Annotated in this window: 12 protein-coding genes and 1 pseudogene; 6 read left to right on the plus strand and 7 right to left on the minus strand. The window is 49.6% G+C overall.

What is annotated here, in order from left to right:
- Window positions 1-15: 15 nt before the first annotated feature.
- Window positions 16-1443, minus strand: coding sequence for a M20 family metallopeptidase (locus FD744_RS05545; RefSeq protein ID WP_160867605.1), 1428 nt, complete (start codon window positions 1441-1443; stop codon window positions 16-18).
- Window positions 1444-1564: 121 nt separating this feature from the next.
- On the minus strand, window positions 1565-2479 hold the full coding sequence (locus FD744_RS05550; protein WP_058962178.1) for a LysR family transcriptional regulator: 915 nt from the start codon (window positions 2477-2479) through the stop codon (window positions 1565-1567).
- Between the two features lie 260 nt (window positions 2480-2739).
- Between FD744_RS05550 and FD744_RS05555 the strand changes: the two genes are divergently transcribed.
- The gene (locus tag FD744_RS05555) at window positions 2740-3312 is read left to right on the plus strand and encodes a flavin reductase family protein (RefSeq protein WP_160867606.1); all 573 of its coding nucleotides are present in this window, start codon (window positions 2740-2742) and stop codon (window positions 3310-3312) included.
- 11 nt (window positions 3313-3323) lie between these two features.
- Here the strand turns inward: FD744_RS05555 and FD744_RS05560 are convergent, their stop codons facing one another.
- Complete coding sequence (locus tag FD744_RS05560; protein ID WP_160867607.1) at window positions 3324-3770, minus strand: DUF4174 domain-containing protein; 447 nt, start codon at window positions 3768-3770, stop codon at window positions 3324-3326.
- A gap of 307 nt (window positions 3771-4077) precedes the next feature.
- Between FD744_RS05560 and vapB the strand changes: the two genes are divergently transcribed.
- Both vapB and FD744_RS05570 read left to right on the plus strand, forming a co-directional pair.
- Window positions 4078-4308: a type II toxin-antitoxin system VapB family antitoxin gene (vapB, locus tag FD744_RS05565; protein ID WP_160867608.1), complete on the plus strand. Its 231-nt coding sequence runs from the start codon at window positions 4078-4080 to the stop codon at window positions 4306-4308.
- Entirely contained in the window at window positions 4305-4721 is a 417-nt protein-coding gene (locus tag FD744_RS05570) for a type II toxin-antitoxin system VapC family toxin (protein ID WP_160867609.1), read from the plus strand. Before vapB ends, FD744_RS05570 begins: the two co-directional genes overlap by 4 nt.
- Before the next feature lie 24 nt (window positions 4722-4745).
- Here the strand turns inward: FD744_RS05570 and FD744_RS05575 are convergent.
- From FD744_RS05575 to FD744_RS05585, 3 genes and pseudogenes are all read right to left on the minus strand, one after another.
- Window positions 4746-5024, minus strand: a pseudogene (locus FD744_RS05575) (helix-turn-helix domain-containing protein); the annotation flags it as partial.
- 300 nt (window positions 5025-5324) lie between these two features.
- The gene (locus tag FD744_RS05580) at window positions 5325-6776 is read right to left on the minus strand and encodes an aspartate-alanine antiporter (RefSeq protein WP_160867610.1); all 1452 of its coding nucleotides are present in this window, start codon (window positions 6774-6776) and stop codon (window positions 5325-5327) included.
- A 260-nt stretch (window positions 6777-7036) separates the two neighbouring features.
- On the minus strand, window positions 7037-7303 hold the full coding sequence (locus FD744_RS05585) for a DUF1471 domain-containing protein (protein ID WP_202403408.1): 267 nt from the start codon (window positions 7301-7303) through the stop codon (window positions 7037-7039).
- A gap of 879 nt (window positions 7304-8182) precedes the next feature.
- On the opposite strand from FD744_RS05585, the gene FD744_RS05590 reads away from it, so the two are divergent.
- On the plus strand, window positions 8183-9790 hold the full coding sequence (locus tag FD744_RS05590) for a mechanosensitive ion channel family protein (RefSeq protein WP_160867611.1): 1608 nt from the start codon (window positions 8183-8185) through the stop codon (window positions 9788-9790).
- Between the two features lie 241 nt (window positions 9791-10031).
- The gene (locus FD744_RS05595; RefSeq protein ID WP_160867612.1) at window positions 10032-11516 is read left to right on the plus strand and encodes a GGDEF domain-containing protein; all 1485 of its coding nucleotides are present in this window, start codon (window positions 10032-10034) and stop codon (window positions 11514-11516) included.
- 16 nt (window positions 11517-11532) lie between these two features.
- Here FD744_RS05595 and FD744_RS05600 read toward each other — a convergent pair whose 3' ends face one another.
- The gene (locus FD744_RS05600) at window positions 11533-12927 is read right to left on the minus strand and encodes a Xaa-Pro peptidase family protein (RefSeq protein ID WP_160867613.1); all 1395 of its coding nucleotides are present in this window, start codon (window positions 12925-12927) and stop codon (window positions 11533-11535) included.
- 293 nt (window positions 12928-13220) lie between these two features.
- Here FD744_RS05600 and FD744_RS05605 point away from each other — a divergent pair, with 293 nt between their 5' ends.
- Window positions 13221-14213, plus strand: coding sequence for a sugar phosphate isomerase/epimerase (locus FD744_RS05605; protein ID WP_097117921.1), 993 nt, complete (start codon window positions 13221-13223; stop codon window positions 14211-14213).
- Window positions 14214-14230: the final 17 nt, after the last annotated feature.

Consider the following 14230-nt stretch of genomic DNA (forward strand, 5'->3'; position numbering starts at 1 on the left):
ATTTCTCCTGAGGCGTTACAGAGTATCCGGGCGTGGCTGAATCGGCGGTTTCACCTCAGCTGGAATAGGGCAGTGATACGGTTTTTCACTGACCTGCTCGAAATGGGCTTTCTTCATCTGGGCCATCAGTATTTTGTCGGTCAGCACGTCCACAGCCGTCGCGGCCATGACTTTCGCGACATGGCCCAGCGCTTTGTGTGCGGCCGGCATTTTGCCTTGCGCGGTCAGTTGCCATGAGTGACCAGGGGTTCCAATCGCCATGGTGGGTACGTGCGCCTGCACGGTCGGGATCACCCAACTGACATCACCGACATCGGTCGAGCCAATCATGACCTCTCCGTGGGTATCGAGCGGAATGATGTAATCGCTGAGGGGTTTAGGATCGGCGGGTTTCACACCGGTTTTGCGGTAGCAGTTATCAATCTCTTCCGCTGTTAGCGTGGCCTGAATTTCAGCTGCAAAGGCGAGGTCAGCCTGGTCAAATGGTACCGGACCAAGCGCTTCCAGATTCCGCTGCATCGCTTCTTCTAACGGACGATTGCCAAGCAGGTTGGATACCGCGCTCATGATGCTGATATCCACTTCGGTATCGGTCATGATGGCGGCACCCTGAGCCACGCGCTTGACCCGCTCATTCAGTTCAAACATCGCGTGGACATCGCGCGAGCGAATGGCATAGCGCACGGTAGATTTTGCCTGTACCACATTGGGAGCCACACCACCGGCATCGAGGAAGGCGTAATGGATGCGGGAATCTTGCGGCACGTGTTCGCGCAGGAACTGTACGCCAACGTTCATCAATTCGGCGGCATCCAGCGCACTGCGCCCAAGATGTGGAGAAGCCGCAGCGTGGGATGAGCGGCCACGGAAAGCGAAATCCATGCGGGTGTTAGCGAGAGAAAGCGGTTTTGCCACTTCATGATGCGCGCTTGGATGCCAGGTGATGGCCACATCGACGCCATCGAATGCGCCAGCACGCGCCATAAAGGATTTGGCCGCACCGCCTTCTTCTGCCGGACAGCCATAATAGCGAACGCGGCCCGGTGTGCCGCTCTCTTCAAGCCATGACTTCAACGCAGTAGCCGCCAGCATGGCAGCCGATCCCAGCAAGTTATGCCCGCAGCCATGACCATGGCCGTTGCCCGGCAGTGGAGAATAACGCGCCACGCCTGCTTCCTGACTCAACCCTGGCAAGGCATCATATTCTCCGAGGAAAGCGATGATGGGACCGCCTTCACCGGCTTCACCCATCACCGCCGTGGGGATGTCGGCCACGTTTTCTGTGACGCGGAATCCTTGCTGATTTAGCATCGCGGTGTGTTCAGCCACCGAACGATACTCGGTATAGCAAATTTCCGGCATGCCCCAGACGCGATCGCTCAGTTCACAAAATACCCCTTGATATTCTTCTACCCACTTCCAGACTAACGCTTTGTTTTCCATGATAGTCCCCAGCTTGGTTGGTCAGGTTTTCGTCTCTCTGAAGCCCCAGCATGGAGTAAATCATCAGCGTAAGGCCAATGAGCAATTCACACTCCCCATTCCAAAACGGCATAGTTTTATGTCAGGCCGCATTAGCCGTCTCGCTGGCACATGCTCGCAGCCACAGTTGTTCAGCCTGAGAATTTTGCAGAATCGGTTGACGATAGAGCCGAATCGCCAGCGACATATCCCAGCTGCTGTCATCGGCGCGCACTAAACTGCCGCTGGCCAGTTCTTCATGTACCAGACTCAGAGGCAACCACGCCACGCCGCCACCGGCCAGGACCATGGCTTTGAGATTCACTGACATACCATTTTCATATACCGCTTCAAGAGGAAGCGGGCGTTTGCTGAGCATTTGCGCCAGCGCATGAGCAAAGAAGGTATGTTGTCCATAGCTCAACCACGGAATCGGACCGCCATCCGCGCGCACCGGATAGAGTGGCTTGCCACTGCTATCCGGGCGACACACGGCAATGGCACGCTCACGGCCCAGTTGCACCATGGGATACGCCGCCAGCTGATGTATTAGCGACACCGCATCGTGCGCGTAAGTCAGTAGAAAATCGGTTTCACCGCTGTGTAAGGTGGAGATGTGCTCAGCGAAAGTCGGTTTTTGATTACACAGGCGGATATAGCTGAGATTGGGCTGCAGATTTAATCGCTGTATCCAGTCAGGGAAGAACGTCAGAGAAAGGGTATTTAGCATCGCAAAGCGTAATACCGCAGTGCGCGAACTGTAGCGCTGGTGCAGATCATTGCGCAGATGCGACATGGAAAATACCGTTTCGCTGGCGGTCGCGAGGAAGGTTTGTCCCTCTGGCGTGAGCGTAACCGGATAGGTTTTACGATCGAATAACGGAACACCCAGCCACTCTTCCAGTTGCCGGATGCGCCGACTGAGCGCCGATTGCGTGATATGCCGCTCATCCGCGGCACGGGTAAAACTATAACAGCGTGCAACACTGAGAAAATCTTCAAACCATTTCAATTCCATAGCAAAGACCTCTTTGGATGAATGGGAAAGCAACGTCAGCGGTGGGAAACCTTTTGTTACACGCAAGAAACGCGCCAGGCTTAATTACAGCGGTATAGGCACTGGCACAGCTACGACGCCGTCATAAACGCTTAAGATGGAGCAACCACTGCACTCGTGGGGTGCAGAGGATTTGCCCCTGATGATGGCTGGAGATTGGCAAAGTCGAATTGACCAGGCGACAATAAAGGCCTTTGAAATTTAAGCGATGAAATGAATCTATGAATGCCCATATTGAATCTGTTGAGCTGGAAAAAGCCTATCGCCTGATCAACCATGGCCCAACGACATTGGTTTCCTCCCGCCATGACGGGATTGACAATGTGATGTCTGCATCCTGGGTATGTGGATTAGAGTTCAAACCGGCGAAATTGACGGTTGTGCTGGATAAATCCACCTTCACGCGTAAGTTGATTGAGCAAAGCCTGAAATTCGTTATACATGTCCCAACCGTCAGCCAGGCGCAGATGGTTCATTATCTCGGTACGCATTCCCGCGCTGATCAGTCAGATAAGCTAGCCACAACTGGCGTCGAGTTTTTCCAGTTACCGGAAAGTCATCTCCCTTTGGTGGCTGGCTGTGCGGCTTGGTTGTACTGCGAGTTGATACCTATCGAACAAAATCAGATCGACCACGATTTGTTCATCGGTGAAATCAAGGGTGCCTGGGCGGATAGCCGGGTGTTTAAAGAAGGGCGCTGGTTATTCGAGGACGCACCAGACGAGATGCGCAGTTTGCATTACATCGCCGGGAAACGTTTTTATAAAACGGGCTCACTGCTGGATGTCGAGTGAACCCGTCCAATTCATTCATTGAGTTTGGCCTGGCGCATGGGCATTTTATCAATGGTTGAGAGCAACACCTCTGTATTCAGAGGTGTTGTTTCGCGTAGTTTCATTCCACCATCTTTTCCAACCAGCACCACTTCAAATCCTTTCGGATTAAGTTGTTTACGCAAAGTACCATTAGCTGTGGGTGAAGTATCACTGAACACAATGATATCGCGATCGGCCAGTTCTGCTTTCTGCTTCTCCAGCATCGCTATCTGCGCGACATAAGCAGGATCTGTTTTAGATGGGGCAAAGATCACCAGAGGACGATTGTGCCAGCGATATTGAGTGAGGTCTGAGACCTTCGGCGATAAAGGTTGGAACAGGGGCTCTTCAGCCGCACGAACGTTGTTAAGGCTCATTATTGAACAAAGGGTCAACAGCAGCAGTGGCGTCTTCAGCAGTAAATTCGTCTTCGACATGATGGTTTCCCCGGCAGGTTAAAGAACGTGTACTACCAAGGTTAGTGGAACCGTGCGCGTGCGTAAGTTACTTCACGTTTCTTTACCCACAGAGGGAAAAATGAAAACAAGAAATGTCTTTCGTGTTGCTAATGTCACCCGGAACTTAAGGCTTCGTATGTCACATTCTGATGTTTTTCTGAAGAAGAGAACAGGGCATATACATATGTCAAAGCTGGGCATATACTAGACATATGCTGAGTGATAAAGCTCAAAACATAAAGCCGGTGACGGCACCGTGCCGGAAGTCCGTTCAGGAGGATTGATCATGCGAACTGTTTCTGTATTTAAAAATGGCAATAACCGCGCCATTCGTTTGCCACGCGATATGGATTTTGACGGGGTGAGTGAGTTGGAGATTGTCCGGGAAGGTGACAGCATCATACTGCGTCCCGTACGGCCGACCTGGGGCTCATTTATGCAGCTTGAGAAAGCGGACCCGGATTTTATGATGGATCGCGGGGATGTTGTCAGTGATGAGGGAAGATTTGATCTGTGAACAAAACCTACATGCTGGATACTTGTATATGTTCGTTCATTATGCGCGAGCAACCAGAGGACGTGATCAGACGGCTTGAACAAGCGGTGCTGCGCAACCATCGCATTGTAGTTTCGGCTATTACTTACGCAGAAATGCGCTTTGGTGCTATTGGAAAGAAAGCCTCGCCGCGTCATGGTCAACTGGTTGACGAATTCTGCGCCCGACTTGATGCGATTGTGCCCTGGGATCGGGCGGCGGTGGACGCCACCGCTTTAATTAAGGCCACCCTAAGCGCAGCCGGAACACCGATAGGCCCAAATGACACGGCTATTGCCGGTCATGCCATTGCGGCCGGCGTTATATTGGTGACAAATAATACCAGGGAATTTGCGAGGGTACCGGATTTGGTGCTTGAAGACTGGGTGAAGTAAGCCGCTTATCAATCTCGGAAAGTACCTGAAGCATTTCTGCGGTAATTTGTGGGCAAAACCCACGTAATTTTCACGTAGCAGCGTCAGTATGCGGTGGCGCAGAGCCTCATCGATGCGATGCGTGCCGGGCTTTCCACGCCGTGCATCGGTAAGACCGGCTGCACCAGACTCGCGGTAGCGGTTCATCAGCCGCTGAACCTGACGTTCGGTGAGATCCAGCTGAGAGGCAGCATCGCGGCGACGCAGACGTTTTTCAATAACAGCCTGAATGACGGAAAGACGGTGAAGTTCTTTGTTCGACATGGTCACCAGCATCAGCAGAAATCTCCCAGAAAGGTGGCATACGCGCCGCATCTGGGTGACATTATGAACTAGCTAAAAAGTGACATTATCAAATTGGACTCTCAATAAAAGTACGGATAATCATGATTATGTTAAATAAGATATCGCAATACGCACTCCAGACCATGACCGGCTATCTCCTGCTGAAAATATGCCTTCGCCTCACCCCTCATGCGCGCCGCCCCTCATCCAGGATGTAATCTGTCCGGCGCGGCGGCGCCATTAATCACTCAAGGCTTAAAACGACTTAGCTAGCCAACATCATTTCTTTTTACTCTTAGCTTTCTCTTTGCTAACCACCTTCGCCGCTTTCTCCGCCGGAGGCGGCTCACTGGCTCCTGTTTCCGCGATGAATTTTTCATAGTATTCACGCGCGAGTTTACGTATCGCCTTACCGATATTGGCGTAGTCATATTCATTGAGATTCGCCAGAGAAACCCGCCATGATGGATGCGGCGTACCAAATCCCTTGCCCGGCAACAAAATCACGCCGGTTTCTTCTGCCAGTTGGAACAACGCCTGATTCGGTTTCATCCTGCCCATCATCCATTTTACGAGGTTGCTGGCCAGTTTATCTGGGAGAAGCTTTCCGATAGTGCTGAATATGGAAACAGGCAGCCGAACACGGTCAGGGTTGGCATCATAAATTTGCAATACATCCTGAAGCTGCAGCCGGGTTTCAGGCAGCGCAGGCAGTATCGTTTCACCTCTTTTAACAGCAGCTACGTGTGCACCAGCCGGCAAATTCAACTCGTGTAGCGCTCTGTTCGACATCGACGGTTCGAGTAAAACAACGTGGTAAGTATCAAGCGCTGAAGAAACCAAGTCGCTATCGGGGATTTCGTTTCCTAAAGTAGTCTCAGCATCAATTAGCGAGCCACGATACCCCACCAGAAGGACGTGATCTCCCTGCCTGAGTTTGAGATGAGGTGAGAGAACCAGCGTGCGGCCATGACGCTGTATTTGGACAATACTGCTTTGCTGACCCAGTCTTTGTTGGATATCGGCCACGCGATGACCCGCACCGTTTTTCACCCGATAAACCCGGCCCACTACGGTCGGTAAAGCAGATACACCATCAGCAGCCGACTGCCCTCCCATTTTTATCCAAAGTTTCTCTGCTTCTTGACGTAAATTCACACGCAGCAGCTGTGGAAAAATTTGGCTGGTTACGATCACAATGGTGATCAGCCCACAGATATAAGTTATGGAATATGCGGTGACCACATTGCCTTGCAGGCGCTGGATTTCAGTGATTGGTAGGTCAAGGCGAGAGATTGCATCGGTTGCGGTTCCTACCACCGCGGATTCAGTCGCAGCTCCGGCCATCATACCCGCAGCCGTGCCAGGATCCAGATGCATGAAGTAAGTTGCGGCCAAAACCAGTGTTAAAACCGCGATGACCTCAATTAAACAAAATATCCCCAGTTGAATGTTTCGGGCATTGAGATTGGCAAAAAACTGCGGCCCGCCGCTGTATCCCAAAGCAAAGATGAACAACATGAAGAAAACATTTTTGAGATCGGTATCGACTGAAATATGGAGTTGGCCAATCAACAAAGCGGCAATCAATGTTCCACAAACGCCGCCGAGCTGAATAGGCCCCAGGCGAATTTGACCGATGGCATATCCCATTGTGAGAGAAAGAAAAATAGCCAGATCCGGTATAGTCTGTAATGCATGTACAACTGTGCCGAAAAAAATATCAGACATAGTCAAATCCAGGTTATGGAAATATTTTGAATTGATACCGGTGAAACGTTAAAAAACACTCTGGTTTGTTAAAGTCACTTAATTAACATTTGTAAAATGAATTGTATTTCAGCTTGTTATCGTCAGAGATTATCCCCAGGATAATTTTTTTCAATGCTTCAGGTATTTTAAGAGCAATAAAATAAAGCAATGAGAATGGTTGCGACAAATATAATTATCATGCTATTTAATTAATGCCCTGCTTTCGCAGGGCATTGAATTTATTTGTAAACTGTTGCAGTGCCCTGGACTTTCCCGTCTACCCTTGCTGATGTGATGACGTAATATTTTCCGCCCTTCTCATCGGCTAGTTTTGATAGTTCGTCCTTGGCATCCTTCGGATCAGTAAAGGTACCCGAAGTGGAGACCGTTCCAACTTCAGTATAATTTTTTGCTTCATCCTTAGAAATTTCTTGCGCAGCCATAACTGAAAATGACATTGACATAAATACTGTTGCTGATATTGCTATCATATTGAATTTGTTCATATCACCACCCAGATTGATGTTTGCCTCACATTAGTGTGCAGGCAGTAATAATGACTAGATGACAAACAACAGAAATGCAAAATAAATATTCATCGCTTTTGATAGTTGTCGCCAAATTCTTTTCAACAACAGTTCGTTCACATGCAATATCATGAGGTTGAAGTTTTTCATAAATTTAAAAATTCAATTAAGATAATTCTTAAGGATGAATTCAAATATTTGGCGTGTACGCGGCGAATTTAGACCTTTATCACAATTTTAAAATGGCACTTGGCATTCCAGTTTTAACCCGCTATTGTCTTTTGATAATCAGAAACATCTCAAGACAGCCAGTTCATATAAACAAACCATTATTAACTGCTTTGATATGCGGATGCCCTTTTCGACTCTCGTTTAAATGTGAAGTCAGCCGTAAATGGCTCCATGGCGGTGTAAATTAAAATATATAGTTTTCATACCCTGAGCGTATGTCGTATGCATGCTAGCTCATGGATTTTTATATCTATTTTCGTTTGAGACAATCTATTCAGGAAGGTTTGATAACAACGTAGACTCATCACGGGTCAACGACGTCTGTCAGAACCTGCCCTAACCGGAGTGCAGATATGTCCAGAACCCCTTATCGCAAATCGCTTCTCACCTCAATGTTGTCGGCTGCAACTCGTTCATGGAGCTCACACGCGGCACCTGGTAACGATATCAATACGATTCCAACCTAACAGATCGTACGCCTGTGAATGTTCGGCGGAATGAAACTGTTGGCGGCCAGCAATCACCCTTATTCCGAGACACCAGGTCAGCATTATGCGTCTGTCAGTTGTCCAAAACTGGTGATTTTTTCGCACGCTAAACCTTAGCATTACGTTGGGGTGCTGAGTTATGCAATGGATCATACTGATGTTTCTCTGCCTGATCTCCGTTACAAACGGTGCGTTGGCGGCAGAACCGCGGCAGTCCCCAACAACACAGGAACGTGCCCGTACATTGATTTTACTCAATCAGCCGGTGGTCATGCTGCAGGCAACCTTTGGACTGACGACACCCGAGGAACGTATTAAGCGTATCGTCGGCAATGTCCGAGCCCTAAGTGACGAAGATCTTAAGCACCCGGTTGAGATCGAAACGCTGCATCGTTATCAGCAACAGGTCGTGGTGTTCACCATCAACAACAAGCCTTTCATGTTGCTGGCCGAGCAGGATCTTGATGAAGGTGACGATTTGACACTCGATCAGGCGGCACAGCGTGTACAGCTGCGTTTTGAAAATCTGCGCCATGCCTTGATCCAACAGTATTCCAGACACTATCTGCTGATCTCTGGTGGAAAAAGTATTCTCGGCTTTGTGAGCCTGCTGCTATTCATTGTTGGTCTTGTGGGCATTAATCGTCTGGTGTCACGTCGTTTCCATGTTGATGAATTAAAACCTCATGGGAGGGTTCTACCCCCGCTGCGGCAGTTCGTACGCCCGATCTTGCAGCGAACGCTGAACATATTGTTTCTCCTCGTAGCGATACTCGTGACCTATGTCTGGCTAAGTTGGACGCTGCGGCTATTTCCATGGACTCGTACGTGGGGACAGGACTTAGGTGATTACGCGATGGCCCTAGTGCAGGGCATTGCGCTAACCTCACTAGCGGCATTGCCGGGATTGACCGTGGTCGCGGTCATATTCCTGATTACTGCCGGCATCATGAAGCTGATTAATCTCGCCTTGACTCGCATTGAGCATGGCAAACTCAACGTGGCCGGTTTTCATCCGGAAACATTGGGGGTCACGCGCCGATTAATTGGCCTAGCCATTTGGTTGCTGGCATTGTCAGCCGCTTATCCCTTTTTACCGGGTGCCAACACGCTGGCTTTCAAAGGAATTAGCGTATTCTTTGGCCTGATGCTGACATTGGGATCGGCCGGAGTGATGAATCATGCCATGAGCGGATTGGTGCTGACCTACTCACGAGCCCTTCGCAAAGGCGATATCATCCGTATCCTGGAGCATGAAGGCGTCGTCACAGATGTGGGCATTTTGGCCACCAAAATTCAGACACGGGAAAATTACGATGTCACCATTCCTAACGCAGTCGTCGTAAGTGGCAAAATCATTAACCTGAGTAGCGCTTCTCAAGGCAAAACATTGAATCTCACCACGTCGGTTACCATTGGCTATGATGTTCCCTGGCGGCAGGTTCATGCCATGCTACTACTGGCCGCCAGCAAATGTGATTGCGTGAACGCGCTACCAGCACCGTTGATAAGACAATTAGCTTTACAGGACTGGTACGTCAATTATGAGTTGCAGGTGAGTTTGCCCCCAGGCACCGCATTGTCCGCTGCACGCACAGAACTCCACAGTCAAATCCAGGACATATTTAATGAATATGGTGTCCAAATCATGTCGCCTAACTTCATTAGTCAACCTGATCATGCTGTTGTCGTAAGCCGTGAGTCCTGGTTTACTCCGCCGGCTTCACCACCAGACATGCGCGGATGAGTGATCACAACAAGTTTATTTGGGCCTGACACAAGACAACCTGATCCAAAACCGTCAAAAAAGCGAGACGAACGTGTGAATGCATAAATTTTTCTTTACTCGGCTTATTGCAGTTGCGTGAATCCTGTAATATCCATACCCACTCTGCCCACCTTTTCAGCATTCACAAAGAGTATCAATGCGTAAAAGTGTCCTTTCTGATAGCGCTCCTCGCCTGCTAAAGACCTCTCTTGGAAGAAGTATGGCCGTATTTCTGCTGTCCATCAGTTTGCTGGTGGTGGCGATTAATGCCTGGTCTCTTTGGCATTCCTGGCAGCAGCACCTGACAGAGAAAGAGGAAGATGCACGTAATCTTTCGCTCTCATTAGCGAAACAAGCTGAGGATGCCTTCTTACAGGTCGATATTACCCTAGCGGATGCCGTGCGACAGCTACGTCAAAACGGCAACAATTTTGCTGCAACGCCGCAGTTCCTTCATCAAATTAAGGACCAGCAGAGCAAATTGCCGCAACTTCATGGGTTGTTTGTTTACGATACCGAGGGACATTGGGTCGCTTCATCTGGCAACTTCACGCCGACCAATGCAAGTAACGCCGATCGCGATTACTTTGTCTGGCATAGGACGCATCCCAGTCTTGATATCCACATCAGTCATGTTATCCGTAGCCGTTCAACCGGTGATCTGGTGATACCTGTTTCGGTTCGTCTTAATGATATGGCAGGAAATTTTGCAGGCGTTGCCCTGGCTACGGTCAAAGTGGACTATTTCCGTCAGTACTACAGCTACTACACACTCGGGGATAAAGATGCGCTGGGATTGATCCTTGCGGATGCCACGGCCCTTTATATCCGCCCGTTCCCCGACACCTATATTGGTCGAACGCTTTCCGCCAGCCCGTTGTTTAAAACCGAACTGAAATCGGCGTCAAGCGGCAGTGCGACCTGGCGGTCAACGCTGGACGGTGTTGAGCGTGTATTCGGTTACGCTCGACTGGAGCGTTATCCACTGATCGTGACGGCTGGATATGACCGCGACCGGATTCGCATGGAGTGGATGGCGGCCAACCTGACCAATGTCTTGCTTAACATCGTGCTGTTATTAACCATTACCGGCATGGGCGTTTTTGTATTGCGCCAGGTGGGCACCAATGTGCGCAATCAAATTGAGCTGACCCATGTTCGTGATGAACTAACCACAATCAACCACACGCTGCAATCTTTAGCACTGGTGGATGGCTTAACGGGCCTGGCCAACCGTCGTCAGTTTGATGCTCTACTGGAGCAGGCGCTGCTCCGTTCTGAAAAGAATGGCGAGCCGTTATCTCTGGTGATGATCGATATCGACTACTTCAAGCGATATAACGATACTTATGGACACGTTGCCGGCGACGAGTGCCTGCAGGATGTGGGTCTGGCGCTCAAAGATAGCGTGCATTATCAGGGCGATATCGTAGCACGCTATGGTGGCGAAGAGTTCGCGATCATTCTGCCCAGCACCTCAGCCTATGATGCCAAAAAAGTGGCTGAGCGCGCGGTCAGATTTGTTGCGGAAACCGGTATTGCGCATGAAAGCTCAGAGGTTCCAGCTGGCGTAGTGACCATCAGCGCCGGCTACAGTACGCTGACGTCAACCGGTAAAACCGGCGAAGCAGACCAGCTGAAACAGGACGCCGATAAGGCCCTATATCTGGCAAAGCGCAGCGGACGCAATCAAATTAAGCCCTGATGGATGCTAAACAGCGCTATTTCTCCACGCTAAGAGACAAGGTTTTAGCGAGCAAAAACGGCCTTAAATAGCCAACAGCATTGGATAGCGGCAATACATCGGCATTGAGTTTAATGCCGATTTCATCGCGCAGGTAATCACGTCGACATGTAATTCGCTGCCAAAGTTTCGGATACGCTTCAGCGATCTTAGCCTGAAGTGATGAATCGGCCAACGCAACACACTCTTCTGCGCTGACACCGTTATAGCCCGGTACAGAGGGGATGATATCGATTTGCAATATCATGCCGCTTTTCAACTTTTCGCGAGATTCATGGTAAATCGGCGATGACATCCATTCTTCATCAGCAACCAGATGGCCTGGATTCAGATGCCAGCCAAAACGAGCTTTAGGCAGCACATCTTCGATCAAGTCATAAAGCGCTCCGCCGGGCATACCAACACAGATATTTTCAAGCCAGGCCACCTGCGCGGAAAAGTAAGGCTTAGCGATTCGGTCCAGCCAATCCTTCTGTGCATCAGGCAGTTCGGAAGGATGAGCAATGACGAAGGCCGCTCGGCTGGACAGACCACCTTTAAATCCCGTAGTTAGCGACAGAGTATCGCCCTGCTGCACCTTTTTGTAACCAGGATAAAGGTTAGCATGATCAAAGCGAGCGCCCGTGGCAGCAATAGATACCACAGTATTGTATTGGCCTTCAGCAGCCAGAAGCGCGCCTAAATCGACTTCTCTTACACCCACTTCAACCGCGTCCATCGCATTAAGAATACAGTTTGATGCCAGATTGGCTCCATACTCATAATGCGCGATTTCATTGGCGTTGTTGGTCACTCTTGCACCGCCAGCGCCGCTAATAAATAAGTGCGCTGCATTTAGCAGTTCAGCCTCTTTTTTCAGCGTGCATTGCAACGCATCAACAATAAAATAAGGTAGATCGAAATAGGCAGAACCATTGCCTGCGGCTGGGGTGAACATTTTCCATCCCACCAGGCCTACTTTACTTTTGTTACTCAAGCCGGCAGATGCCAGAAGGTTTTCAAGCGGTGTTTCATGATCCATTGGCTGGTTAGGCAGCGAAAACAACGGGCAGTGAAGCAACGTGACAGGTACGCGTGAAAAGCGAGCCAGTTTGAGATTCTCATTCCCGAGAATAGCGGTACATTCTCCACTGGCATCAACGATCAACAGCCCCTCTTCAAAACGCGGGATGAACCCTGTTAAGTATTCAAAATTCCCGCCGTGTTCTTTGTCTGCATAAATGACAAGCGCATCAAAACCGCCGTCGACCATCTCTTGCATAACCTTATTTTTTCGCTCCAGCATAGTCTCGTCGGAGAGGAAAACGGGTTCAACCTGGGTAAATTTTATCGGTGCTTTAGTCGGGCCAAGCTGAATTGGGGGAGACATCATGATGAATGACCTCAGGTTAACGTGTTTAAGGCTGGAGTGGCGGAAACTGATTGCCGCAGGATTAAGCAAGGTAGCACCTGTTGATTTTAAATGTGCACGGATAATGTCTTTCCCGATTCCTTTCTCACTTCAGACACACAAATTTTGTGTGAGGCCACCCTCAATTTCTTCACTCAATGCTGGTTAAGCAAGAAGCTCAAGGCGCAGAATGGAATATATAACCGTTAGTGAATATATATTCAATCCAGCATTGTAGCGTCTCGGATTACCCTAATCCCTAAGGAGAATATCTTATGAGTGGTTACACCTACCCGAAATTTGGTGCCGGTTTGTGGCATTTTGCTAACTACATAGATCGTTATGCCGTCGACGGATACGGTCCGGCGCTCAGCACGCTAGACCAGATCAAACTGGCTGGCAGTGTTGAAGACTTATCGTATGTTGATGTGCCCTATCCCTTTACTGAAGGTGTTACCGTTGCCCAGGTTAAAGAAGCCTTAGACCAGGCTGGGCTGAAAGCGATTGGCGTGACGCCTGAAATCTATCTGCGCCGCTTTTCTCGCGGTGCCTTTACTAATCCTGATCCCGCACTGCGCAAACAGGCCTTCGACCTGATGCATGAAGCGGCCACAGTCGTGCGAGAATTGGGTGCTAATTATGTGAAAATCTGGCCGGGACAAGATGGATGGGATTACCCCTTCCAGGTTGATCATAAAAATCTTTGGAAACTGGCGGTTGATGGCATGCGCGAACTGGCGAGTGCCAATCCTGATGTCAAATTTGCCATCGAGTATAAACCGCGTGAACCACGCGTTAAAATGACCTGGGATTCCGCTGCACGCACCTTACTAGGGATTGAAGATATTGGACTCGATAACGTCGGCGTGTTGCTGGACTTTGGCCACGCGCTATTTGCCGGTGAATCACCAGCGGACTCAGCCCAGCTGATTATTGATCGTGGAAGACTGTTTGGGATGGACGTGAACGATAACTTACGTGGTTGGGATGACGATCTCGTTGTCGGCACAGTGCACATGACAGAAATTTTTGAGTTCTTCTATGTGCTCAAAATCAATAATTGGGATGGCGTATGGCAACTGGACCAATTTCCCTTCCGTGAAGACCATGTTGAAGCCGCCAATCTGTCGATTCGATTCCTGAAGCATATTTACCGTGCACTGGATAAGCTGGATATTGCCGCATTGCAAGCGGCGCAAAGTGAACAAAATCCACTCAAAGCCCAGAAAATCATTCAAAATGCGCTGCTAAGCAGTATTGAAGACTAGCCCTGTAGTGCCCGGCA

This window comes from Pantoea sp. Taur (assembly GCF_009830025.1).
GTDB classification, from domain to species: Bacteria; Pseudomonadota; Gammaproteobacteria; order Enterobacterales; family Enterobacteriaceae; genus Pantoea; species Pantoea communis.

Excerpts from the sequence above, each read along its gene's own strand:
- FD744_RS05595 (WP_160867612.1), top strand. The coding sequence starts at position 10,032 with ATGGCCGTATTTCTGCTGTCCATCAGTTTGCTGGTGGTGGCGATTAAT.
- FD744_RS05560 (WP_160867607.1), bottom strand. The coding sequence starts at position 3,770 with ATGTCGAAGACGAATTTACTGCTGAAGACGCCACTGCTGCTGTTGACC.
- FD744_RS05580 (WP_160867610.1), bottom strand. The coding sequence starts at position 6,776 with ATGTCTGATATTTTTTTCGGCACAGTTGTACATGCATTACAGACTATA.
- FD744_RS05600 (WP_160867613.1), bottom strand. The coding sequence starts at position 12,927 with ATGATGTCTCCCCCAATTCAGCTTGGCCCGACTAAAGCACCGATAAAA.
- FD744_RS05605 (WP_097117921.1), top strand. The coding sequence starts at position 13,221 with ATGAGTGGTTACACCTACCCGAAATTTGGTGCCGGTTTGTGGCATTTT.
- vapB (WP_160867608.1), top strand. The coding sequence starts at position 4,078 with ATGCGAACTGTTTCTGTATTTAAAAATGGCAATAACCGCGCCATTCGT.
- FD744_RS05555 (WP_160867606.1), top strand. The coding sequence starts at position 2,740 with ATGAATGCCCATATTGAATCTGTTGAGCTGGAAAAAGCCTATCGCCTG.
- FD744_RS05550 (WP_058962178.1), bottom strand. The coding sequence starts at position 2,479 with ATGGAATTGAAATGGTTTGAAGATTTTCTCAGTGTTGCACGCTGTTAT.
- FD744_RS05590 (WP_160867611.1), top strand. The coding sequence starts at position 8,183 with ATGCAATGGATCATACTGATGTTTCTCTGCCTGATCTCCGTTACAAAC.
- FD744_RS05545 (WP_160867605.1), bottom strand. The coding sequence starts at position 1,443 with ATGGAAAACAAAGCGTTAGTCTGGAAGTGGGTAGAAGAATATCAAGGG.
- FD744_RS05585 (WP_202403408.1), bottom strand. The coding sequence starts at position 7,303 with ATGAACAAATTCAATATGATAGCAATATCAGCAACAGTATTTATGTCA.